Origin of the sequence: Jatrophihabitans sp. (assembly GCA_036399055.1) — a bacterium.
GTDB lineage: Bacteria > Actinomycetota > Actinomycetes > Mycobacteriales > Jatrophihabitantaceae > Jatrophihabitans_A.
In genome coordinates this window covers 12,605-36,067 of the sequence record DASWNX010000029.1, presented here as the reverse complement: position 1 = coordinate 36,067, position 23,463 = coordinate 12,605, and the positions used below count along the sequence as shown (strand labels likewise).

The 23,463-nt window shown below is 69.8% G+C and carries 18 protein-coding genes; 8 read left to right on the top strand and 10 right to left on the bottom strand.

The window, feature by feature from the left end:
• Positions 1-229: 229 nt before the first annotated feature.
• From VGB75_11410 to VGB75_11370, 9 genes are all read right to left on the bottom strand, one after another.
• Positions 230-3,598 carry a tetratricopeptide repeat protein gene (locus VGB75_11410; GenBank protein HEY0167637.1) on the bottom strand — a complete coding sequence of 1,123 codons (3,369 nt, stop codon included), beginning with the start codon at positions 3,596-3,598 and terminating at the stop codon, positions 230-232.
• Positions 3,598-5,037: a hypothetical protein gene (locus tag VGB75_11405; GenBank protein HEY0167636.1), complete on the bottom strand. Its 1,440-nt coding sequence runs from the start codon at positions 5,035-5,037 to the stop codon at positions 3,598-3,600. The genes VGB75_11410 and VGB75_11405 overlap by 1 nt, the downstream gene beginning before the upstream one ends.
• Positions 5,038-5,043: 6 nt before the next feature.
• A complete protein-coding gene (locus VGB75_11400; GenBank protein HEY0167635.1) occupies positions 5,044-6,249 on the bottom strand; it encodes a hypothetical protein in 1,206 nt (401 codons plus the stop codon).
• Position 6,250: 1 nt separating this feature from the next.
• On the bottom strand, positions 6,251-7,324 hold the full coding sequence (locus tag VGB75_11395; GenBank protein ID HEY0167634.1) for a hypothetical protein: 1,074 nt from the start codon (positions 7,322-7,324) through the stop codon (positions 6,251-6,253).
• A 471-nt stretch (positions 7,325-7,795) separates the two neighbouring features.
• A complete protein-coding gene (locus VGB75_11390) occupies positions 7,796-8,935 on the bottom strand; it encodes a geranylgeranyl reductase family protein (GenBank protein HEY0167633.1) in 1,140 nt (379 codons plus the stop codon).
• 165 nt (positions 8,936-9,100) lie between these two features.
• Positions 9,101-10,069: an NAD-dependent epimerase/dehydratase family protein gene (locus VGB75_11385; protein HEY0167632.1), complete on the bottom strand. Its 969-nt coding sequence runs from the start codon at positions 10,067-10,069 to the stop codon at positions 9,101-9,103.
• A complete protein-coding gene (locus VGB75_11380) occupies positions 10,066-12,879 on the bottom strand; it encodes an alpha/beta fold hydrolase (protein ID HEY0167631.1) in 2,814 nt (937 codons plus the stop codon). Before VGB75_11380 ends, VGB75_11385 begins: the two co-directional genes overlap by 4 nt.
• A gap of 28 nt (positions 12,880-12,907) precedes the next feature.
• Positions 12,908-13,933 (bottom strand): 3-oxoacyl-ACP synthase III, encoded by a 1,026-nt coding sequence (locus VGB75_11375; protein ID HEY0167630.1) that lies wholly within the window; start codon positions 13,931-13,933, stop codon positions 12,908-12,910.
• A 140-nt stretch (positions 13,934-14,073) separates the two neighbouring features.
• Positions 14,074-14,547, bottom strand: coding sequence for an SRPBCC family protein (locus VGB75_11370; GenBank protein ID HEY0167629.1), 474 nt, complete (start codon positions 14,545-14,547; stop codon positions 14,074-14,076).
• A gap of 369 nt (positions 14,548-14,916) precedes the next feature.
• Between VGB75_11370 and VGB75_11365 the strand changes: the two genes are divergently transcribed.
• Entirely contained in the window at positions 14,917-15,894 is a 978-nt protein-coding gene (locus VGB75_11365; protein ID HEY0167628.1) for a YihY/virulence factor BrkB family protein, read from the top strand.
• A gap of 23 nt (positions 15,895-15,917) precedes the next feature.
• On the opposite strand, the gene VGB75_11360 is transcribed toward VGB75_11365, so the two are convergent.
• Positions 15,918-16,424, bottom strand: a complete 507-nt coding sequence (locus tag VGB75_11360) for a carbonic anhydrase (GenBank protein ID HEY0167627.1) — start codon at positions 16,422-16,424, stop codon at positions 15,918-15,920.
• Positions 16,425-16,576: 152 nt separating this feature from the next.
• On the opposite strand from VGB75_11360, the gene VGB75_11355 reads away from it, so the two are divergent.
• Genes VGB75_11355 through VGB75_11325 form a run of 7 tightly spaced genes read left to right on the top strand, consistent with a single transcriptional unit; the run spans position 16,577 to position 23,461 of the window.
• The gene (locus VGB75_11355; protein HEY0167626.1) at positions 16,577-17,758 is read left to right on the top strand and encodes a substrate-binding domain-containing protein; all 1,182 of its coding nucleotides are present in this window, start codon (positions 16,577-16,579) and stop codon (positions 17,756-17,758) included.
• Positions 17,755-18,513, top strand: a complete 759-nt coding sequence (locus VGB75_11350) for an ABC transporter ATP-binding protein (GenBank protein HEY0167625.1) — start codon at positions 17,755-17,757, stop codon at positions 18,511-18,513. Before VGB75_11355 ends, VGB75_11350 begins: the two co-directional genes overlap by 4 nt.
• On the top strand, positions 18,513-19,292 hold the full coding sequence (locus VGB75_11345; protein HEY0167624.1) for an ABC transporter ATP-binding protein: 780 nt from the start codon (positions 18,513-18,515) through the stop codon (positions 19,290-19,292). The genes VGB75_11350 and VGB75_11345 overlap by 1 nt, the downstream gene beginning before the upstream one ends.
• Complete coding sequence (locus VGB75_11340; protein HEY0167623.1) at positions 19,289-20,182, top strand: branched-chain amino acid ABC transporter permease; 894 nt, start codon at positions 19,289-19,291, stop codon at positions 20,180-20,182. Before VGB75_11345 ends, VGB75_11340 begins: the two co-directional genes overlap by 4 nt.
• The gene (locus VGB75_11335; GenBank protein ID HEY0167622.1) at positions 20,179-21,309 is read left to right on the top strand and encodes a branched-chain amino acid ABC transporter permease; all 1,131 of its coding nucleotides are present in this window, start codon (positions 20,179-20,181) and stop codon (positions 21,307-21,309) included. The genes VGB75_11340 and VGB75_11335 overlap by 4 nt, the downstream gene beginning before the upstream one ends.
• Positions 21,306-22,826 carry an AMP-binding protein gene (locus VGB75_11330; GenBank protein HEY0167621.1) on the top strand — a complete coding sequence of 507 codons (1,521 nt, stop codon included), beginning with the start codon at positions 21,306-21,308 and terminating at the stop codon, positions 22,824-22,826. The genes VGB75_11335 and VGB75_11330 overlap by 4 nt, the downstream gene beginning before the upstream one ends.
• Positions 22,823-23,461, top strand: coding sequence for a TetR/AcrR family transcriptional regulator (locus VGB75_11325; GenBank protein HEY0167620.1), 639 nt, complete (start codon positions 22,823-22,825; stop codon positions 23,459-23,461). The genes VGB75_11330 and VGB75_11325 overlap by 4 nt, the downstream gene beginning before the upstream one ends.
• Positions 23,462-23,463 lie beyond the last annotated feature (2 nt).

The window sequence follows — 23,463 nt, the reverse complement described above, 5'->3', positions numbered from 1 at the left end:
GTGACCGGTTATGGGCCGGGACTGACGAAGACCCCGAGTCTTTTGCTTATATGTGACATGCTCCGACCGCGCTAAATAAATGTCCGGGTGCGGTCGCACGCCGAGGAACCATTCCGGAGTCGTCACGTGTCAAGTCTCGCTGGTCCTACGCCCGATCGCCCCTCGACGGCGCCGGTCGCGATATCGACGACGTTCCAGCGGCTGTCAGCTCCGCGAAGCGAAGTCCAGCCTAGCCAGTCAGATGGCCCAGCGTCGCGATAGGTGGCGGTGCTGGAACCTTGGCAACGGCGTAGTCCATCCGTTGCAAGATTCGATCAACCTCGACGTTATCCGTCAGCTCCCCGTAACGTGTGCGGGCTTCGCGCAGATCGTTGCGGGCAACAAGAAGCAGCCCGCGCGCGCGTTGCGGATGACAGGCAGGCGGTGGAAGAAGTGCTTCGTACGCGCGGATTCCACGCTGGATGCGCCCGGCGCACACGTGCACGAGCGCCAGATCGAAATGATCGCTTCCGGTGTTGACCTGGCCGCTTGTCGACTCGTAGAGCCATCGTGCCGCGGCGTCCAGGTTGCCGAGCTGGTATGCGCACCACGCCGCGAGGCTGAAGTATTCCGCGCTCCTGGAAAGTTGCGCCAACGCCTCGGTCTGGACCTCCGAGTACAACTGCACAGCCTTGTGGGTGTCCCCTTGCAGGTGTTGCACGTCGGCAAGGTTCTTGCGACTCCACAATCCGTCGTTCAAATCGGCGGCGCGTTCGCACGCTGCTCGTGCAGCTGGCAGGTCGGGCGGATCCGTGTGCATCAGGCACCAGCCGAGACCGTGGTGTGCCTCTGCGCTTTCGGGCGAGGCCTCGATCGCCATCCGGTACACCTGGGCAGCGGCATCGAAGACTCCGATGGTCGTGAGCACATCGCCAAGATGCGCCACGACCCAGGCCGTGGTGGGCGCCGACGCGGCCGCGTCGTCCAAAAGCGCGATCGCGCGATCGAACTCGTCGATCTCGGGGACGGACAGAGCATCACCGAGCCGTGCCTTGGCGAGCGGGTCGTTTCTGTAGATCATCAGAGCCCGCTCGAAGTCCTCGGCGGCAAGCTTTGCCTCCCCGGCGTCGAGGTGCGCAAGCCCGCGCGAGGCGAGACCCTCGTAGTGACTGGGGAATATGTCGAGACATGCCTGCGTCTCTGTGATCGCCTCGGCAGGATTTCCGCTGAGCCGGCATGTCTCGGCGTGCAGCGCCAGCAAGTCGGCATTCTTGTGCCAGTCCGTGATCGCTTCGATCGATTCGCGTGCCGCCTCGACGTCGCCGAGGTCGAGTTCCAGGCGTGCCTTGCCCAGGACGACTGCGATGCTGTCCGGATGGCGGGCAGCGAGGTCGGCCAGAACATCCGCGGCTGCGCGGGGATCATCCACGGCGAGCATCTCGGCTCGCAGCAGGTTCACGCGAGGGTCGGCTGCCCAGCGTGTGTCGATGTCGGCGAGCTTGGCCACACCGGCAGCAGGGTCGAGCCAGTACCAAGACCTGGCCTGCTCCAGCATGACGTCGAGGTCGTTGGGGGCGAGTTCGGCGGCCCGGTCCGCGAAGTCCCGAGCAGCCTCCACCTCTCCGGCGAGGCGGGCTGTGATGGACTGCTCGATCAGCACCTCTGTGCGGTTCGGCGCGAGAGCACTCGCTTGCGCGAGATCGTCCTGCGCCTCGCTGATCATTGTGAGCGATCGGCGCAAGTCCGCGCGAAGCAACAGATGATCGACTCTTGAGGCATTGCTGAGCCATTCCAGTTCCGGACGGTTCACCACCTCCAAGGCCTCCGTCAGCTGCCCACGACGGGCGAGCACACGGGCAAGATCGACGGCGCCGTCGCCGTAGCTCGGATCCTGTTTGATCAGTTCCGACGCCGATCGCTCGGCCTTATCGAGATCGTTGTCGGCCAGGTGGATGCGCGTGGCAAGACGGCGCGCGTCGCGGTGCCGCCAGTCACGTCTGATCACTTCCTCGACGGCCGCCAGCGCACCGGGCGCATCACCGGTCGCGTCCAGCACGAATGCTCTGATCCACCACGGTTCAGCCCAGTCGGGTGCGAGATCGGCGCTGCGCGCTGCCGCCTGCAATGCTTCGGCGGCTGTCTCGGGCGGCCAGGGCTGGTCAGCGCACACGAGCGCGACGGCGAGGAGGAGGTGCGCACTGGCCTGTTCCGGATACCGCGTCAGCAGGCTGCGAGACAGTTCGAGAGCCGCGACGCACTGCCCGCCGTTGAGCAGCACCTCGCCTTCCAGCAACTCGAGGTAGAAGTCCTGAGGCCACTCCTGGCGCCCGCGGCGGATGATCGATAACGCGCCTGTCCAGTCGTCGTCGTCGGCGCGCATGCTCGCGTATTTGTAGATGTCGCTCGTTTCGGCCACCCCGTGGTCGTACATGTAGGCGAGGACCGTGAGCGCGTCCTCGCGATCGCCGTCGAGCAGCGCCAGCTGCCATCGCAGCCGGAGAAGGCTCGTTCGCCCACCTCCGTACGGTCCGGCGCGGAGCGTGAGCGCGTGCGCGGCCGACACATTCCCCATCTCGTATGACACGGCGGCTACGATCTCGAGCGCACGCGGGCTCGTGGGGTCGTGTCGCAGTACGCGCTTGGCGTAGTGATCCGCGCGGTCGAGATCATGGGCTGTCTGCGCGATCTCTGCCGCAGCGACGAGCACCTCAGGCTCGTCTGGCGCCTGTCGCAGGGCGAGCCCGATGTCGGTCCTCGCCCGTTCGAGGTCGCCCAGCAGGGCAAGGGTCGCCGCCCGTTGCGCCAGGACGACGGGGTCTTGCGGCTCGATGGACAGGGCGCGGTCGAAGTCGACGAGCGCCGCGGCCGGTTCGCCGAGCCGACGCCGAGCCTCGCCGCGTAGGGCGATGCTCGTCGTCATGGCGGGATCGGCTTCGATCGCGGTGCTGAGCGCCGCCACCGCTTCGCCGGGGCGACCGGCGTGGAGGAACAGCCGGCCGGCTTGCTCGAACTGCAGGCGCGCGTCATCATCGCGACCCTGCGCCCTCAGCACGCGAGCCTGCAGACAGTGCAGGTCAGGATCGCCGGGCATCGCCGCCAGTGCGAGCTGGATCAGCGGTCCGGCTTTGGCCGGCTTCTGCTGATCGAGGTAGGACTTGGCGAGCTCACGCATGACCTCGGGCGGCGCGGTCTCGCCTTGAATAGCCAGTTTCAGTTCCGCGCGCGCCCGCTTCGCCTCGCCGACGGCGGCGAGAGCGATGCCGAAGTCGCCGTGGTCGCGTTTGTTCAGCTCCTGCGGCGCGAGCGCGGCGAATCGGCGCGTCGCTTCGCCGAACAACTGCTCGGCGCGCACGTTGGCGCCACGGGCTCGCGCCGCCTGGCCGGACACGGAGAGCAGCACGGCGTCGAGAACGGGAATGCCGGGGGGGACACCGACCTTCTCTTGTGCCGTGGCGAGCGATCGCTCGCATTTCTCGATGTCGCCGAGTCGCAGTTCGATACGCGCGCGCTCGATCTCGGCCCTGACGGTCACCTCCACGAAGGTGGCGGACGCGCGATCGACGACGGCGCGGCCGAGCAGCTTGATGTGCCGTCCGAAGGCACTCGTCGCGCGGGCCATCACTGGCCTCGGGCATTCGACGCTTGGCTGGGCTCTCGGCTCCCACTGGCGCCGCTCGCGATGAGCTTCGCCCGCTTGTAGATGATGGCCGCCTTGTCAGGATGGGCGAGGCGGCCCAGCCACATCGCGCAGATAAGTTGGCGCAGCGAGTTGCTGAATCCCGACAGTCCCTGGACAACGGTCTGGTCACTTAGGTTTTCGTTCGCGAGCTGGGAGGCCGCGTCCTTGACTTCGGGCAGGCCGCTGACCGGGTACTCACTGTCCGGGTACTCCTTGCGTAGCGTCTGGAGGAATCGGTCGGCCTCAAATCGCAATTCCTCGTCGAGGACTGGGTCGTCACCGTCGAAGGCAGACCGTGCCACCCGCCATTCCCGGTCGACGTTCTTAACGGTCGTCGATAGGTGGCCCTCGAACTTTCCACCCCCGAGCGCAGGCAGACGCTCGAGCAGCGTCTGCAAGCGCAGGGCGTCTGCGGGCACCTCAGGCCGCACCGCTTGAGGGTTCGGGTCGAAGTCGAGGAACGTCGCGGCAACGACGTAGCTTGGGCCGAGAACAAACTGCGCGTAGAGGTCCGCGCACAGCAGCCGCGTCCTGGGCGTGACGCTGTCACCCAGGCAGACGCCGACGAATTCTTCGCCCACCGAGCGTCCGACGAGCGGCAGCGCCCACAAGCTCCACTCCGGGTAGCCGAGCGGAAGGTGGCGTTTGCCGAGCGAGCCCATCAGCGTCAACGGGGAACGCCGGCCGGACCCACGCGGCATGTCGAGGTCCTCGATCGGCTTGCGGAGCTGGTCTATGAGGCGGTTGACGTCGGCCATGATGCGCGCGTCGAGCCCGAAGCCGCGCACCGCCATCCCGGCCACAAGCTCGAGGTATTGGTCGAAGAGCTGGTAACCCTGGCGCGGGATCTCAGCCTCGTAACGGCGCCAGGGGTGCTCGTCCGCGCGAATCTGCTCTATCGACTTCTTGTAGTCCTGCGCCGCCTGGCCGGTCTCGCTGCGCTGGAGGCCGGCGATCGACCACCGACGGACGTCCTGGAACGACTCCCACGCCCTCCTGCGGGCCTCGGTGAGTGCGTTGATCTCCGCTGTGGCTCTCGCGATTCGATCCGCGGCTTCTTCAAGAGGGGATGGCGTCTGACCGGGGTGTGGGCTGCGCTCGGGTTCACCGGCCATCCGCCGCGGGCGCGCCTCGGGCAGATCGCGCATGTCGCGCAGTGCCACGTTGAGGCGAGTGTCTGCATCGCCCATGTGCGTCATGAGCTGACCCTCGACCTTCCACAGCGTCCCGTTGTGCGACAGGAACTCCTCCACGCATCTCAGGCGATCGTTCAGTTCAGTCATCGCCTTAGACACCTGGTTCACTTCTTCGACGGCTTGGGCGAGCAGGGTGAGCCGCGTGTCGAGGATCAGGTCGACCTTGCTCCCGTTAGTAGGCATCGCGCATCACTCATTCCTCTGAGCCGTCCTGCAGATCGCCTCGCGTGCGCGCGTCTCGAGTCCCTCGGCGAGTCCGCAGTTCGTTTGCCAGGCTTCGACGCGGCTCAACCAAGCTGCGTTCAAGACCTCGCGAATCGTGGCGCGCGGCGCGGAGCCGGCTGTCGGCTGCTGGCCCTCCAGATGCTTGCGGACCTCTTGGATCGTCATGCTCGGCCAATGAAATTGAGCAGGCTCTAGCCAACGCGCAAGATCATTGTGAGCGCGGCGCGTCCTCATCGTGAGCGATAGGTGGTCATCGTCTGAGAGCCGCAACGATGCCGGCGACTGCGCCTGTAGGGACGCCCATGCCGCGGTGAGATATTGATGCAGTAACGGCACGCGGGTCTCTGAGGTCTCTTCGACGGCCAGGCGGCCGAGCGCCTCGAGCACGACGACAGCGCGGGCGGCGTCCGGCGGGTGCGTGCCCGACGAGGCGGGCGCGGTCTGCTCGGCTGGGTCGAGACGGTGCAGGACGAGCGCTGCGGCGTAGGCCGGGCCGAGCACGAACGTGGCGAAGGCGTCGCAGAACAACTCCTCGCTCGGAGCGCGGGGGTATGCGGCCCATCCCTCTTCGACCATCGACTGCATGTCGATCTTGGCGTCGTTGGTGGTGTCCCATCGCTGGTGATGCGCGACGAGCACATGCCCGAACTCGTGGGCCATGACCGCCAGATCCCAGACACCGTTGTCCGGCAGGCGTCGCCGGATGACGTCGACGCCGCGGTGCAAGAATTCCTCTTCGCCGGGAACGGTCGGACGGGCCAAGCTGGGGTTGATCAGCGACGCGAGTTCTGCGATGAACTCGTCTGCCTCGCGACAGGCATCGCCGTCGAGGCCGGCTTTACGGGTGAGGACGCCTGCGGCGAGCGCGAAGCACTCGCCGACGACACGGTCGGTGGCGGTCCTCAGCATCGCGAACCTTTCCAGTCGGGTGTCGGTCAGCCCCCGCCGGTCTATCCGCTCGGCGAGTTCCGCCAGCGCCTGATCGGTCTCCCTGAGCGCCGCTTTCAGGGCGGCTCGTGTCACGTGGCCGAACGCGGGGATCTCGTCGGCTACCCGGTCAGCTGCGGCGCCCGCCGCCAGCAGCCGGTCGCGCTGGAGCGCGACCCGGCCGAGGAAAATCTGTGTCGGCGCACGCTCAAGAAGCTCCGGCGCGGCTTCGTTATCGGCCATGTTAGGGGCCGACGGTCGTCGCGAGGATCGACCGGACGCCGGCCACCCGCGCGAATGGCACTTCGCTGTCCAGGTAGTCGCGGCCCACCCAGATCGCGATACCTGCCGCTGCCAAGAGGCCGCTGCCCCCGGAGACGTAGATCCATGCGGCGGCGGCCGGGAACAGAGCCGCCAGCGGACCCAGCGCCTGGCCGAGCGCTGACACGATCCGCTCGATCGTCTTCGCGAGCCTGGCATGCCGCTCGTCCAGCGCAGCAAGTTCGTCGCTGCCGCCCTGCAATCTCTCGGCGCGCGGCAGCTGGCCTCCGGGGCGGAACACGCCGGCGATCTCGCGGTCGAGCGCGTCCACGGACAACGCCCTTCGCACCGCGGCGTCAATCTGCTCGGCGCCGTGCGCGCCCCACCACTTCTTCGCCCAGTCGCCGACCGTGGAGTGAAGGGCGTCCGGGACGAGCCGGGTCAATTTGTCCACGGCTCTGCGGACCGCCCTCAGGCCGGCTTGGATGAGGGCGCCCAGATCCGGCATGGCGGACGCGACCCCCCTAAGCACTGACTGCACCTGGGAGGCCGGGATCCCGCCGAGCCCGCTGAGCGCGTGCTTGACGACCCCGGTCGTGCGAGCCACGACGTCGGCCTCGAATTGTGAAAGCGCGACGAAGAAGTCCTGCGGCGATTTGGTGTCTTTACCTTTGAAGGCGCGAATTGTGGACGATGGCTGCGGGCCGGCCGCCTGGCGAGCGGCCGCCAGCCCGTCGACTGCGTTGGCGAGCGCGGCGCTTCCAGCAGGCTCCGCCGTTTCCGTGACCGCCGATCCGGCGAGCAGCACGTTGCCGATTTCCAGCTCGACCAGCGCTTCGGAGAGTTCGTCCTCGAGGATCTCCTCGCTCGATCGCGCCTTCTCGTCGTCGCTCGCCTCGAATCCGGCGACAACTCCGCCGGCTTCCCACGCGAGCGCGGCGTTGAGCAGTTGTTGCTGATAGGTGGCAATGCCTTCTTCGCCCGCTGAGACGGCCTCATCAAGTTCGCGACCGGCTAGCAGTATTCCGCGACTCTCTTGAAACACCCCGAGGCTCACGGGTACCGCCCCCACCCAGATCCCGCTGGACAATTCGAACCGCGCCACACCTACCTGCCGTACGGCTGTCCATCCCACATCATTCGCCCACCGCCGGCCGATTGCAATAACTCGCAGGCGTTGGCCACCCTGCTCGTGCAAAACCTGCATTGCTGCTAACGCAGCAATAACGCAACTAACGCAGCAACGCGGCGCCGGCGAGCTGGTGTCGTGGGCCTAACAGGACAGGGCGTCGCCCTCCGATGTGGAACGCGATCTAGCGCTCTGCCTCGGCGATAAGTACGACCAGAATCGTCCCAAGGTGAACCCACCTGAGTTGCTTAACTTTGCTGCATCAAGTGCCTTCTTCATCGAGATAGTGGCTTTGATCCTCGATCTTGTGAGTAGGTGAACCATGCCGGACGATCCGCCACCCTCGCCTCGCAGGCCAGAGCCCAAGCTTCCCGACGCCAGGCCAAGCAACTCACACGCTCAGCCGCGAAACCGCAACCGGCTGAGCAGCCGGGGAGTGAGCAGCCCGTCGGCCAGGCCGAAGCGCACCAGGTCGTCGAAGGCGCGCTGATCGGCACGCCCGGCGCGCAGGCCGGCGTCGACCAGCGCTGGCCACCCGCCGAGCCGCGCCAGCGCGGAGGTGTGCCGCAGGTGCCGGCCCAGCCGGCGGCAGGTCGCCGCCCGGTACAGCAGACCGGGGTTCCCGCCGCCGGTCAGGGCCTGCGCCGCGGCCCGGCCGGCCAGCTCACCGGAGACCACCGCGTAGAAGATTCCCTCGCCGGTGAAAGGGTTGATCATCGACTGCGCGTCACCGGCCAACAGCACCGGCCCGTCCGGAATGGGCGGCCGCCCGGACGACAGCGGCAACCGGTGAGCCCTGAGGTCTGAGGGCGTGGCCAGGCCGGGCATCAACCCATGCATGCCGGCGATCAGATCGGCCCGGCTCAACGGCCGGTCACCCAGCAGCTCGCCGTAGCCGACGTTGGCCCGGCCGTCGCCGATCGGAAAGCTCCAGGCGTAGGCAGGCCAATGCCGATCGGTCATCGTGATGTATTGGGCGCCGGCGAGCTCCGGCAACTCCGGGGCGTATCCGCGGATCGCCAGCGCCACCCGGCCTGGCCGCGGCCTGGCGGCAGCCCGGCGGACCACGGACTCCGCGCCGTCGGCCCCGATCACCACCCGGGCACGCAACGAGTCCAGCCGCACCCCGTCAGCCGTCACCTCGACCGTGCGCGCCGAGTGCCGCCGGACCTCGATCCCGCAGCGGCGCACCTCGTCCACCAGCCGGGCGTCGAAGATCCGCCGTGGCGCCACATGCACCCGATGACGCATCTGCCGGCGCACCTGCACTCCGCTGGGTGAGCGCAGCGCCAGCTCGCCGATTTCGGCGGCGCCGTCGAAGACCCGCTCGACGTCGAAATCCAGATCTGACAGCACCTGAGTGACCTCGTGGGCGATGCCGTCGCCGCACGGCTTGTCCCGCGGGAAGTCAGCTCGATCCACCACCAGCACCGACAACTGCGGCGCTTCCTGCGCCAGCGCCGCCGCGGCCGCGCACCCTGCCGGGCCGGCGCCCACCACGATCACGTCGTAGTCAGCGTGAGGTGCGGGGCGGCCCATCCCGCCACAGTAAGCGCTCAGGCAGTCAGCGCTCGGGCAGTCAGCGCTCGGGCAGTCAGCGCTCGGACAGTAAACGCTCAGAAGTGAAGTGCTCAGGCAGTAAGCGTTCAGACCCGGAGGCCTTGAGCCGGGGTCGGCTCAAGGTGGCTCATCGCTGGATAGCCATCACGGGCGCGCGTAGTGCGTGGCCAGCCTGGTGAAGCCCTCATCCAGGCTCACCCGGGGACGCCACCGCAGGGCCTGGCGGGTCCGGCGCTGGTCGAACCAGTGCGCGGTCGCCAGCTGCTCGGCCAAAAAGCGATTCAGCGGTGGAGTGTCGCGGCGACCCGTCGCCGCCCAGCCGGCCTCGATCACCGCGCCGAGGACGTTGGCCACCGCGAAGGGCACCCGGCCGCGCGGCCCGGGCGTCCCGGCCGCACGGCAGACCCGCCGAAGGATTTCGGCGACCGGCCGCGGCTCGCCGTTGGACACCACCAGCGCCTCGCCGTGGACCTCGCCGCAGGCAGCCAGCGCGGCCAGCAGCGCCTCGACGGCGTTGTCGACGTAGGTCGTGTCGATCAGCGCCGCCCCCGACCCGATCAGCGGCAGCCGACCGGCCTGCGCCCGCTCCACGATGGGCGCCACCAACTGGGTGTCACCGGGACCCCACACCAGGTGCGGCCGGATCGCCAGGACCGCCAGCTCGGAAGAATCGGCCTGCAACGCAAGGGTCTCTGCCATCGCCTTGGATCGCGCGTAGTGCCCCCTGGCGCGTTGCGGGTCAGCGGCCCCGGCGCCGGCGCCGACCAGCGACCGTCCGGCATGGGCCACCGCGGGGGTGGAGACGTGCACCAGGACGGGCACCCGGTGCTGCCGGCACGCCTCGATCACCGCGCTCGTCCCGCCGACGTTGACGCGCTCGTACTCCGCCCACGGCCCGACCACGTCCACCTTGGCAGCCAGGTGCAGCACCGCGTCCTGTCCCTCGGCGGCGTGCCGCACCGCTGCCGGGTCGCTGACGTCGGCCAGCACCTCCCGGCAGGCCAAGCCGCTCGGGCGCCGTTGCAGCACCGTCAGCTCGGCGCCCTCAGCCAGCAACGCCAGCGCCGTGGCCCTGCCGAGCATGCCGCTCGCGCCGGTCAGCAGGACCCTCACGACCGGCCGGCCAGCGCCTTCTGAGCCCACGCGGCCAGCGCCGTGCGGTCGACCTTGGACGCGTGCCGGATGTCGACCGGAAGCGCGCCGATCAGCAACACCGCCGCGACCGGGACGTCGACCGCTGACCGGACGGCGTCGGCCAGCTCGATGCCGGCCACCGAGACCTTGTGCCCCAGCGCTCCCCGGCCCAGCGCTCCCTGGCCCAGCGCTCGCCCGCCCAACGCTCGCCGGACCAGCTTCCGTCCGCGCTGCTCAGGCCCGTCGGCGACGACGATGGCCACCAGCTGCTGGATTCCGACCGGTCCCACGCCGACGACCGCCGCGGCCGAGACCCCGGCCACCGCCTCGATCCGCTGCTCCAGGCCGACCGGAGTCAGCAGGCCCTCTGCTGTGGTGATCAGATGCTGAAGCCGGCCCTGCACCCACAGCCGGCCGGCGTCGTCGAGGCGCCCGACGTCACCGGTGCGGTGCCAGCCGGCGTCGCGTGAGCTCACCCGCTCGGTGGCCCACAACGCGTCGTAACGGAGCTTGGCGTGGGCGGCTCGCACGCAGATCTCGCCGACCACGTCCGGCTCGGCGCTCAGCTTGCCGACGTCCTGGCCCAGCGCGTCCAGAGCGCTGATCTCGATCTCCACGCCGGCGACTGGCCGCCCGACGCAGACGCCGTCGCCAGGTCCGGCCTGCTCCAGCTCGGGCAGTGACACGTCGGTGACCGGCAGCACCTCGGTCATGCCGTAGGGGGTGTGGGCCTCGGCTGCCGGCAGCAGCTCGCCCAGCCGGCGCAGCAGCTCCACCGGCACCGGAGCGCCGGCCGACATCAGCAGCCGGACCCGGGCCAGCGCCGCGCGTTGGCCGGAGTCCAGAGCGCCGGCGGTGGCTGCCACGGTCCGCAACGCCGCGGGCGAGGCGAACACCACGCTGGCTCCGATCGCCTGGGCAGCGTCGGCCAGGGCGGCGGCGGTCAGCGTCGCGGGCTTGGTGACGTCGGTCGCCGGCACCGCCGAGCCGACGCCCAACGCCGGGCCCAGCAGCGCGAACGGCGCGAACCCGGCGACGATCCGGTCGTGCTCGGTGAGCCGGTAGGTCTGGCGCACCACGTTCAGCTGCGCCTGGACCTGGCGGTGCAGGTACAGCACGCCCTTGGCTGGGCCGGTCGCTCCGGAGGTGAACACGACCGCGGCCTCGGCGTGGTCAGCCACTTCCGGCAGCGAGGGCGCCCCGGCCTGTGTGGTCACCTCGGTCAGCCAGGCGCGGTCGCCGACGGCGCCGGGCACGGCGGACAGGTCGCCGGCCACCTTCAGGACCCGGCGTTGAGCGTCGGTCGCCGGCCCGGCCAGCCAGCGCTTTCCGGGCAGCCGCATAGCGGCCGCGGCGGCCAAGCCCGGGGTGGCGCCGACCACGTGGTGCAGGTTCGCGCCGCGCAGCGCGCGCCCCATGCCGCGCAGCCCCAGGCCCTTGTCGGCCACCACGAGAACCGCGCCGGCCCGCCACCCGGCGTACACGGCCACGGTCAGCTCGATCGAGGGAGGGACGAGCAGCGCCAGTCGCTGGCCCGGCCGCACGCCGCCGGCGACCAGGGCCGCCGCGGCCTGGCGGACCCGCTGCTCCAGCTCGGCCCAGCTGATGCTCGCGCCGCCGACCTCGGCGATCGCCGTCTCGTGCGGGGTGCTCGAGGCGCGGTCGGTCAGCGCCTGCCAGACCGGGATCGAGCCGCCTCCGGCGGGCGGGGCCTGCTCGGCGGCCACGGCACTCGGCGCGGCCGCGGGCAGCTCGCCCACCGCGGCCGCGGTCTGCCTGCCGATGTCGAGCTGACGCAACCAGTCCGCGACGTGCTCGGCGTAGCGGGGGGCGTCCTCGGGCAGCAGGTGCGAGGCGCTGGCGTAGCGGTGCAGATCCGCATGTGGCAGCCGGGTCATCAGATCGCGCAGGTACTGCTCGCCGAAGACCGGATCACGCGGCCCCCACAACAGCAACGCGGGCACCTGCCACCCGGTCATGCCGGAGCTGATGGCCTCCAGCGCGGGGTGGCTCGGGTCTGTCGCCGCGAACGGGATGTCGGCGACGAACTCTCCGATCGCCCGTCGCCGGCCAGCCCCGCGGTACGGGGCGGCGAAGGCGGCCCGGACCTCGCGGTCCAGTGGCGGCCAGGACAGGGCCGTGGCGCTGCGCAGGAACACCGGCGTCCGGACGCACAGCAGGTCACGCAGCGCCGACAGGTGCGCCAGCCGGATCAGCGCCGGTGGCCGGGAGTCCTCGGGCTGGTGCACCGCGGTGTTGGTCAGCACGACGGCTTTGACCTGGTCGCGATGCTCCAGCGCCCAGCCGAGGGAGATGATGCCGCCCCAGTCATGGGCCAGTGTCACCACAGGGCCGGTGACGCCCATCGCGGCTGTCAGCTCGCCCAGCTGGCGGACCCGGTCGGCCAGGGTGCTGGCGGTGTCGGGCCGTTCGGAATAGCCCATGCCCAGCTGGTCGGGGGCGATGACCCGCCAGCCGCGTGGCGCGGCCACCAGCATCCGTCGCCACAGGTAGGACCAGGTGGGGTTGCCGTGCAGGCAGAGCAACGTCGGGCGTTGCGCCGCCGAGCCAGCCCCGAAGACTGAGCCGGCCTCGGAGGCCGAGCCGGCCCCAAAGACTGAGCCGGCCTCGGAGGCCGAGCCGGTCCCGTGCTCCGAGTCGGCCTCCGGCGCCGAGTCCAGCACGTGCCAGCGCCGGCGCCGGCCGTCGGCGCCGGCCACCTCGACCGTGCGCGACCAGGCCGGGTCAAGGCCCGGCAGCCGCGGGGGCCGCGTCGGGTCCGAGGTCACCGCCGTGGCGCCCGGGACGCGGCGCCGATCACCATTCCAGCTCGAGGCAGCACGCGTTCAGGCCCGAGCCGACCCCCATCAGCAGCACCTTCGCCCCGCGCGTGAGCGAGTCCATCTCGGCGGCCAGGGTGAAGGGCACCGAGGCCGGCCCGATGTTGCCGTGGGTCGGAAACGTCGTGGGAACCAGCGCCGGGTCGATGCCCAGGGCCGCGCTGATCGCGTCGGTGTGCACCTGCGAGATCTGGTGGATGACGTAGCGGTCAGCGCCACTGGCCCAGCCGAACTCCGGCTGGGCGTCGCGCCAGAGCCCGGTGCACAGCTCGAGCCCGTGCTTGAGCAGGTTCTTGCTGTCCGTGCGCATCAGCTCGACGTCACCGACGCAGAGCTGGTGATGTGAGGTCGAGGACCGGGTGGCGCCGCCGACCAGCCGGTGGGCGTGCGGGTTGCGGTCGGCCGGGCCCAGCAGCATCGCGACCGCGCCCGAGCCGAGGGTGAGCGTGGCGAACTCGGCGATCACGTCCTTCGATGTCGAGACCTGTCCACCCAGCCGCCGCAGCGCCGCCTGGTGCGCCGGCCGGGCGTCCTCGCCGTTGACGATCAGCGCGTACTCGATCTGACCGGAGTCGATCATGGCGGCAGCCAGCTGCATGCCATTGAGAAAACCCAGGCACGCGTTGGTGATGTCGAGGCTCTGGCACGAGCTGGGCAACCCGATCGCGTCGTGGACCGAGGCGGCGGTGGCCGGTTCCAGGTGCGCCCTGCTGACGGAGGTGTTGAGGAGCAGGCCGATGTCATCGACGCTGACGCCGGACTCGGCGATCGCCTTTCCTCCGGCCATCGCCGCGCCGTCGGCGAAAGTGGTTCCTTCGGCCCACCAGCGGCGGGTCTGGATGCCGGCCAGCCGCTGGAGCAGCCCCGGCCGCAGACCGACCCGCTGGTAGGTCTTGCTCAGCTGGGCGTCGATCTCGGCCGAGGTCACCACGACCGGCGCGTCGATCGACGCTACGGCCAACACGCCCACGTTGCGAAAGCGAAACTCTGAGTTACCCGGCATGTCCCACCTTTGGCAAAGCGACACCGGGTGTGCTGCTCCCGCGTCGGGGGTTCCCGCTGCGGCGTCTTCGCAGCTACCTTTCCCCTTCAGTGTGCCATTTGCCGTGGCGACCGGCGTGCCGAGCGCTGGCCGGGCAGCCCTCAGGCCGACAGCGGGAAGGCGCGGTGCTCCACCCGGTCGGCCAGCCGCCGCAGGGTCTCGCGGTTGCGCAGCCGCAGCACGAGCCTGAGCAGCGGGTTGTCCAGCCACTGGCCGGGCCCGGCGCTGGGGGCCTCTCTGATGGTCACCTCGGTCAGCGCCGGTGAGCGCTCCTCAAGCGTGATCTCGATGGTGGCCTCGCCCAGCGGCCAACCGCGCGCCCGCAGCAGCAACCTGCGATCGGGCTCACAGGCCAGCGACTCAGTGAAGTCGGACACATCGACCGGCCAGGCCCCCACCTTGTGATGGATCTTGCTGCCGACTTCGGGCCAGTTGGCGTCGACGTCTCTGATGTGCGAGGCGCCGACTACCCAGCCGACGTAGGCCCAGCCGTCGGCCAGCTCGGCGAAGACGCGCGCGGCGTCGGCGCGCATCGTCGCGTGTACCTCGGTCATCCGCTTCTGCTCGCCAGGCATGGCTTCTCCTCGGTAGGCGCGTCCAGGGCGCGCGGGGGCTGGTGCTGAGCCCGGCCTAGACCGTATCGCAAGGCGCATTGCGCCCAGGCGTGCCGGCTCGGCAGGCGCGGGACCCGTTCGCCCGTCGCGCGGCCGCGGCCGACACCCCGGCGAGGTGGTTGCACGCGGCTCGAGGAACGGCTTACTTTGAAACGCGCAACGCATGAGATCTCCACCCGTGGTTGAACCGCCAGCCGCTTGCGGTGAGCCGTACCGCCTGGCCAGGGGGCGCGCCTGAGGGCGCGCCGGCAGCCACCGACCGGCCGCCAGCTGCCTGCCGGTCCACAGCCGGTCCTAGGCAGGCGCATAGCCCAGAACCGGAGCACCTTGATGACCAGCAAGACCGACCGCGCGCCCGATGAGTTGACCGACCTGAGCGACACCTCCTGGAAGGGCGTGTTCAAGCGCTCGGTCAAGGAGTTCAAGAACGACAACCTCTCCGACTGGGCCGCGGCGCTGACCTACCGCAGCGTCCTGACGCTGGCCCCGGGGCTGCTGGTGATGGTCTCGATGCTCGGCCTGCTCGGCGAGTCCACGACCGACAAGCTCGTGGAGAACATCTCCCAGCTCACACCCGGCGGGGTGCGCTCGGTGCTGCAGCAGGTCCTGGACAGCGTCCAGGCGCGCGAGAGCGCCGGGCTGGCCGCGGTGATCGGCCTGGCGGTCGCCTGGTGGTCAGCTTCGAGCTACATCGCCGCGTTCATGCGGGCCTCGAACGCGATTTATGAGATGGGAGAGGGGCGCCCGATCTGGAAGACGGTCCCGCTCCGGCTGCTGATCACCCTGGCGATGGCTGTGCTGGGCGTGCTGGCCGCGGTGATCGTGGTGTTCAGCGGCCCGCTGGCCGACCGGGTCGGCAACGCGATCGGCGTCGGTGACACCGGCCTGCTGATCTGGAGCATCGTCAAGTGGCCGGTGCTGATCATCATCGTCAGCGTGATGCTGGCAGTGCTCTACTACGCCGCGCCCAACGTCAAGCAGCCCGGGATCCAGTGGGTCAGCCCGGGCGGGGTGCTCGCCGTCCTGATCTGGATCATCGCCTCGGCCGGGTTCGCCTTCTACGTGGCGAACTTCGGGTCCTACAACAAGACCTACGGCTCACTCGCCAGTGTGATCATCTTCCTGATCTGGCTGTGGATCACCAACATCGCGATCCTGCTCGGCGCGGAGTTCAACGCCGAGTTGCAGCACGCGCGCGCCATCGAGGCCGGCCAGCCCGCTGACCAGACGCCCTTCGCCGAGCCGCGCGACACCAGCAAGCTGACCCCCGACAAGCAGAAGCAGGCGACCGGGCTGGAGGTCGACTAGCCGACAGCCGGCCTTGGCGGCGCTCAGTCGTCGCCGGCCACCACGCTCAGCCCGCCGGTCCGGATGTCGTAGAGGCAGCCGATCACCGCGAGGTCTTCGGGCAGGTAGGGCGAGCTCCGGATCTTCAGCACGTCACCGGCCAGCACGGCCTGCTGGTCGGCGATGGTGCCGAAATCCAGGCTGCGGGTGTCCACGCCGGAGTTGGCCAGGATGTCGGCATGCACCTGCTCGTCGGTGACCGTGGTCATCCGGCAGTCGGTGTGCGCGACGACCATCACCCGCCGCACCGCGAGCAGGTGCACCGCCAGCACCAGCGTGCGCAGGACGTCGTCGGTGACCCGCGCCCCCGCGTTGCGCAGGATCTTGGCATCGCCCTTGCTCAGGCCGAGCATGGCCAGCGGCTCGATGCGGGAATCCATGCAGGTGACCACCCCCAGGCCGCGGGCGGCCCGTCCTTGCAGGCCTGGGTCGCGATAGCCGGCGACGTAGGTCTGGTTGGCGGTGAGCACATCGGTGAACGCCTCGATCATGGCTCCATTTCAGCAGAAGCGTGATCGCGAGCTCGCAGCGCTACCCCCGTAGGCCGAAACCAGACAGAACCAGCCCTGCCAGGCGTTGACACCGGCGTGCCCGCGCGTCATGATCTGAGACCTGAATCGGCTGTCATGTTTGGAGTCCGTCCGTGAAGAAGTCACCCGCCGTCGCCGTGGCCCTGCTGGTGCTGGCCGCCCTGCCAGGTTGCGCGTCCGAGGCCAAGCAAGCGCAGAGCTCGGACGCCCCGGTCAAGGTGGCGGTGATCTACAGCAAGACCGGCCTGCTCTCGGCCTACGGCCAGCAGTACGTGCAGGGCTTCAACGCCGGGATCGAGTACGCCACCAAGGGCACCTCGACGGTGGCCGGGCACAAGCTCGACATCGCCTTCGTCGATGACACCGGCAACCCCTCGACAGCGGTCGCCGCGGCCAAGCAGCGCATCGGGCAGGGTTACAAGATCATCGCCGGCACCACCGACTCCGGCATCGCCAACCAACTGGCGCCGCTGGCCGAGCAGAACAAGGTGCTCTACATCGACGGGCCGGCTGCCACCGACAAGATCACCGGCAGCAACAAGTTCACCTTCCGCTCAGGGCGCCAGAGCTACCAGGACGTGGCGACCGCGGGCACCTTCGTGGGCGACCCCAAGGGCAAGAAGGTGCTGGTGTTCGCCCAGGACACCACCTTCGGGCAGGGCAACGCCGCAGCGGTGAAGCAGATTCTGGGCGGCAAGGGCGCCGTGGTGAGCGACCTGCTGGTGCCGGCCTCGACCACCGACTTCACTCCGTTCGCGCGCCAGGCGGCTCAGGCCAGACCCGACCTGGTCTTCGTGGCGTGGGCCGGGGCCACCACCGCGACGATGTGGCAGGCGCTGGACCAGCAGAAAGTGCTCAGCTCCACCACAGTGGTGACCGGCCTTGCCAACACCGCGTCCTACGGTGCTTACGGACCGGCGTCGGCGAAGATCAACTTCTTGAGCCACTACTTCCCGGACGCGACCGACAACGCGGTCAACACCGCGATGAAGGCCGCGATCACCAAGGCAGGCGGGACGCCGGACCTGTTCTCACCCGACGGCTTCGTCGCGGCCCAGATGATCGTGCGGGCCGTGGAGAAGGCCGACGGCGACGACGTCGCGGCCATGATCGCCGGCCTGGAGGGCTGGACGTTCGAGGCGCCCAAGGGCTCGCAGACCATCCGCGCCGAGGACCACGCCATGCTGCAGCCGATGTTCCGCGCGAAGCTGACCGGTTCGGCCCCGTCCTGGACCCCGCAATTGGTCGCCACCGTCGCCGCCAGCGACACCGCGCCGGTCACCGCCTCCGGATGAGCGAGGAGCACGTGCTGCGTGCCAGCGGGCTGCGGCTGTCCATCGGCGGGGCCAGCATCCTCGACGGCATCGACCTCGAGGTCAGCGCCGGTGAGCTGATCGGCGTGATCGGCCCGAACGGGGCGGGCAAGACCACTCTGTTCAACGTGCTCAGCGGCATCGTGACGCCGACGGCGGGCCGGGTCTGGCTGCACGGCCACGACGTCACGTCCCGGTCCGTTGTCCAGCGGGCCCGCGCCGGCCTGGGGCGCTCGTTCCAGACCTCGAACCTGTTTCCGGAGCTGACGGCGCTGGAGAACGTCCGGATCGCGGCGCAGGCCGCCCTCGGTGGCAGCCTGAGCCTGCTGACCCGGCCGAGGTCGGCGGACGCCGCGACGGCGGCTGCCCGGCAGCGGTTGGCAGAGGTGGGCCTGGCCGACCGGGCAGGCAGCCCGGTGGCGGCTCTGGCGCATGGCGAGCAACGCAAGGTCGAGATAGCGATGCTGCTCGCCCTGGACACCAAGGTCATCCTGCTGGACGAGCCGATGGCCGGGGTGGCCACCGGTGACGTGGCCGGCCTGGTCGAGCTGATCAGGTTGGTGCACCGCGAGCAGGGACGCACCGTCCTGATGGTGGAGCACCACATCGACGTGGTCCTCGGCCTGGCCGACCGGGTCGCGGTGCTGCATCACGGGCGGTTGCTGGCCTGCGCCTCGCCAGCGGAGGTGATGGCCGATCCGCTGGTGCAGAAGGCCTATCTGGGCCGGGCCGCGTGATGGCCCTGGACCAGCGGGACCGCCCGGCAGCCGAGCCGGAGGCCGCCGTGCTGAGCGTTGTCTGCCTCGACGCCTGGATCGGCGCCCAGCAGATCCTGCACGGCGTCAGCTTCGAGGTCCCCGCCGGCGGTGTGACGGCGCTGCTGGGCCGCAACGGGGTGGGCAAGACCACCACTATTCGCGCGCTGCTCGGACTGGTGCGCCGGGCCGGGGTGGTGCGCCTGGCCGGCGAGCGGATCGACACCGAGCCCACCCACCGCATCGTCCGGCGCGGAATCGGCTACGTGCCGGAAAACCGCGAGGTGTTCGGGAGTCTGAGCGTCGCCGAGAACCTCGAGCTGGCCCGCCGCGGCGAGCGGGGGCGAACCGGCTCCAGCCACGATCAGCTGGTGGACGAGCTGTTTCCGGACCTGCTGGCCCGCCGCTCGCAAGCGGCTGGCACCCTGTCCGGCGGTCAGCAGCAGATGCTGTCCCTGGCGCGAGCGTTGCTCAATGACAACGTGGCGTTGCTGGTCGACGAGCCCACCAAGGGACTGGCCCCGCAGGTCGTCGACGAGGTCGCCGACGCGCTGCAGGCCGCTGCCCGGCGGGTGCCCATCCTGCTGGTCGAGCAGGACCTGTCCGTGGTGTCCCGGCTGGCCGACCGGGTGGTGGTGATGGCCGAGGGCCGGATCGCGCACACCGATGACACCCAGCGCTTCCTCGCTGATCCGGCTGCGGTGCGGGCGCTGCTGGGAGTCAGCGGCAGCGGGTCCGCGCAGGCGGGACAGGCTCCGTGAGCACCGTGGTCCTGCTGGCGGTCACCGGCCTGGGACTGGGGGCGCTGTACTTCCTGGTCGCCTCCGGGCTGTCGCTGATCTACGGCGTGATGCGCGTGCTCAACTTCGCGCACGGGGCCTTTCTGAGCGTCGGGGGCTATCTCGGCTACGAGGCCGCGATGCACACCGGCGCGCACTCGCGCTCGTGGCCGGTGTTCGCACTGGCGCTGCTGGTCGGCGCGGTGTCGGGGGCGGTTCTGGCGCTGCTGGTCGAGCTGCTGCTGATCAGGCGGCTGTATCAACGTGAGATCGAGCAGGTGCTGGTGACCGTCGGTCTCGGACTGGCGACGGTGGCGCTGGTGACCGGCGTCTGGGGCGCTGACGCCCGGCCGTTCCCCTCACCTGCCTGGATGGCGCAGACCACCTCGGTCTTCGGCGCCGCCATCCCGAACCTGCGCTTCGTCTGCATCCTGGCCGCGGCGGCGGTGTTGCTGGGTCTGCGGTTGCTGCTTGACAAGACCCGGTACGGCTTGATCATCCGAGCCGGCGTCGAGAACCGGTCGATGGTCTCGGCGCTGGGCATCGACGTCCGCCGGACCTTCACGGCGGTGTTCACCCTGGGCGGCGCGCTGGCCGGGTTCGGCGGGGTGCTGACAGCGCTCTACAACAGCACGGTCAGCCCGACCATGGGTGACTCGCTGCTGATCTTCGCCTTCATCGTGGTGGTCATCGGCGGCCTCGGCTCGGTGACCGGCTCGGCGGTCGCGGCGGCCGGAGTGGCTCTGCTGCAGCAGTTCGCCAACTACTACACCACCAGCGGCGTCGGCGACCTCACCGTGGTCGCGGCGCTGGCCGTGGTGCTGCTGGTCCGTCCGGGTGGCTTCATCGGACGGCAGGTGAGGCTGGCGTGACCGCGACCGACCATCCGGTGCGAGCCCCGGAGCGCGCGAAGACCACAACCGCCGGCGGCCGGGCCCGACGGCTGCTGCGGCCGCTGGCCCTGCTGGCGCTGGCGGTCCTGGCCGTGCTGCTGCCCCAGCTGCAGCTGTCGGCGCCGGGGGTGCTTCCCGGCCCGACCTGGACGGCGGGATCCCTGCAGCTGCTGGCGGTCTGCCTGCTGATCGGCGCGCTGGCCGTCACCTACAACCTGGTGTTCGCGGTGACCGGCATGCTCTCGTTCGGTCATGCCCTGTACTTCGCGCTCGGCTGCTACGTCTTCGCGCTGCTGCTCGAGCACGGCCGGCTGCCGATCCTGGCAGCCGCGCTGGTGACCCTGCTGATCGGAGCGGCGGCCGCGTTGGCGGTCGGCCTGATCAGCCTGCGGGTCAACGGCATCGCCTTCGCGATGGTCACTCTGGCCTTCGCGCAGGCCGGCTCGGTGCTGGTGCTGCGCAACGTGGGCGGCCTCACCGGGGGCGAGGAAGGCCTCGGCCTGGTCTCGGCCCGGCTTCCTGACTTCCTGGTCGGGGTGGACAACACCCAGAACCTGTACTGGCTGTCCCTGGCCGTGGCCGCTCTGGTGCTGGCCGCGGTCGGCTGGATCGTCGCCTCGCGGGCCGGTCACCTGATGATGGCCGTGCGGGAGAACGAGCTGCGTGTGCGGGTGCTGGGCATCCAGCCCTACCTGGTGCGGCTGATCTCGTTCACCGCCGCCGGAGTCCTGGCGACCTTGCTCGGAATCGTCTACCTGCTGGTGCAAGGCGGCGCCAGCCCGCAGGTCACCACCTCGAGCTTCACGCTGACCCTGCTAGTGATGGTGGTCGTCGGCGGGCTGGGCAGTCGCTGGGGGGCCATGCTGGGCGGTGTGACCTACACCCTGCTCGACCAACGCCTCGGCGTGCTGGCAGCGTCAGAGAACGTCGCGACGCTGCCGTCCCTGCTGCAGGTTCCGCTTTCCCAGCCCACCTTCCTGCTCGGCGCGCTGTTCATCGTGGTGGTGCTGTTCCTGCCCGGTGGCCTGACCGGCGTCCTGACCCGGCTGACCGGCCGCTCGGACGCGGTGCTGCTCAGCGAGCTCTCCCGGGAGGAAGCGCAGTGACCGCCGGACTGCACACCGTGGGGCGATGGACGCGTGACCGGGCCAGGGCCGACAGCTCCGCTGTCGCAGTCGATGACCGGGGGGTGGCGCTGAGCTACCGCGAACTCGATGATCGCAGCGTCGTGCTGGCCGAGCGGCTGCTGGCTTCCGGTCATCGGCCGGGGGACCGGATCGCCACCCTGACCGGCAACAGCGCCGATCAGGTGGTGCTCTTCTTCGCCTGCGCCCATGCCGGCCTGGTGCTGGTTCCGCTGTCCTGGCGGCTGGCCCCGTCCGAGCTGGCCTCTCAACTCGCCGACGCCGAGCCGGCCCTGCTGTGCGTCGAAGAGGAGTTCGAGGTCACCGCGCGGGCCGCGCTTGCCCAACTGCGCACGCCGGTGGCCACCAGCAGGCTGGGGGCGGCCGGCATCGAGAGCGAGCTGCCGTCGGTGCGCCCGCCCGTCCCGGCCCGGCCGGTGGCCGACGACGACCCGCTCCTGATGATCTACACCTCCGGCACCATGCGCAGCCCGCGCGGCGCGGTGCTCAGCCACGCCAACTGCTTCTGGACCAGCCTGTCACTCTCACGCACCCTGGAGTTGAGCAGGCACGACGTGGTGCTCTCGGTGCTGCCGCAATATCACGTCGGCGGCTGGACGATCCAGGCGTTGCTGGCCTGGTGGACCGGCGCCTGCGTGGTGCTCGAGCGGACCTTCGACGCCGGCCGGGTGTTGCGCCTGATCCGGGAGAAGCGGATCACCACCATGATGGGGGTGCCGGCCAATTACTTGTTCCTGGCACAGCATCCGCAGTTCGCCGAGGCGGACCTGTCGAGCCTGCGCTATGCCGTGGTGGGCGGCGCGCCGATGCCCGAGCCGTTGCTGCGCACCTGGCTGGCGCGCGACGTCCGGCTCGCGCAGGGCTACGGTCTGACCGAGGCTTCACCGAACGTCTTGTGTCTGATGCCCGAAGACGCCGGGCAACGGCTGGGATGGGCCGGCACGCCGTACCCGCATGTCGAGGTGGCCGTGGCCGACCCGGTGTCCGGAGAGTTGTTGGAGGGCCCCGCCGAAGGCGAGCTGCTGGTCCGGGGGCCGAACGTGTTCAGCGGTTACTGGCGCGATCCGGAGGCCACCGCGTTCGTCCTGCGTGGTGGCTGGCTGCACACCGGCGACCTGGTTCACCGTGCCGGTGACGGCTATTTCCGCATTCTGGACCGGGTCGACGACATCTACATCACCGGCGGTGAGAACGTCTCGCCGATCGAGGTCGAGAGCGTGCTGTTCGAGCACCGGGCCGTCGCCGACGCCGCCGTGGTCGGCCGGTCCGACAGCCGCTGGGGCGAGGTCGGCCTGGCCTATGTGGTGATGCGGCCGGGCAGCCACACCGACGCCGAGGAGCTGCAGGCCCACTGCCGAGCCCGGCTTGCCGGTTACAAGGCGCCGCACGAGGTGGTGTTCGTCGACGAGCTGCCGCGGTCGGCGGTGGGCAAGGTGCTTCGCCGAACCTTGCGCGAGCGGCAGGAGGCGCCCCGATGAGCGAGCGCGCGAAGGGTGAGTCGACCCGTACCGAGCGGGGCAACCGAACCCGGGCCAAGCTCATCGAGGCGGCCGAGAAAGTGTTCGCCGAACTCGGCTACCACGATGCCTCCATCGTCAAGCTCACCGAGGCCGCTGGTGTCGCCCAGGGGACGTTCTACCTCTATTTTCAGAGCAAACAGCAGATCTTCGACGAGCTGGTCCAAGACCTCAACCGCCGGGTGCGCCACGCCATGAGCGAGGCTTCGGCCGGTGGCGTCAACCGTATCGAGTCCGAACGACTCGGTTTTCACGCCTTCTTCCGCTTCACCGCCGAGCACCCGGCGCTGTACCGGATCATCCGGCAGGCCGAGTTCGTGTCGCCGGCCGCGCTGCGCCTGCATTACACCCGCATCGTCGAGGGCTACGTCGACGGCCTGGACAAGGCCAAGAGCAACGGCGAGATCACCGACCTCGACACCACCGTGGCCGCGTGGGCGTTGATGGGCATCGGCGAGCTGATCGGCATGCGCTGGGTGCTCTGGGATGACAGCAACGACTCCCTGCCTGAGCCGGTGTTCGACGAGGTGATGGCCTTGATCCAGCGAGCACTCGGCGCCCGGGTCCTGGACAGCGACACGGGTGAGGTGACGTGAGG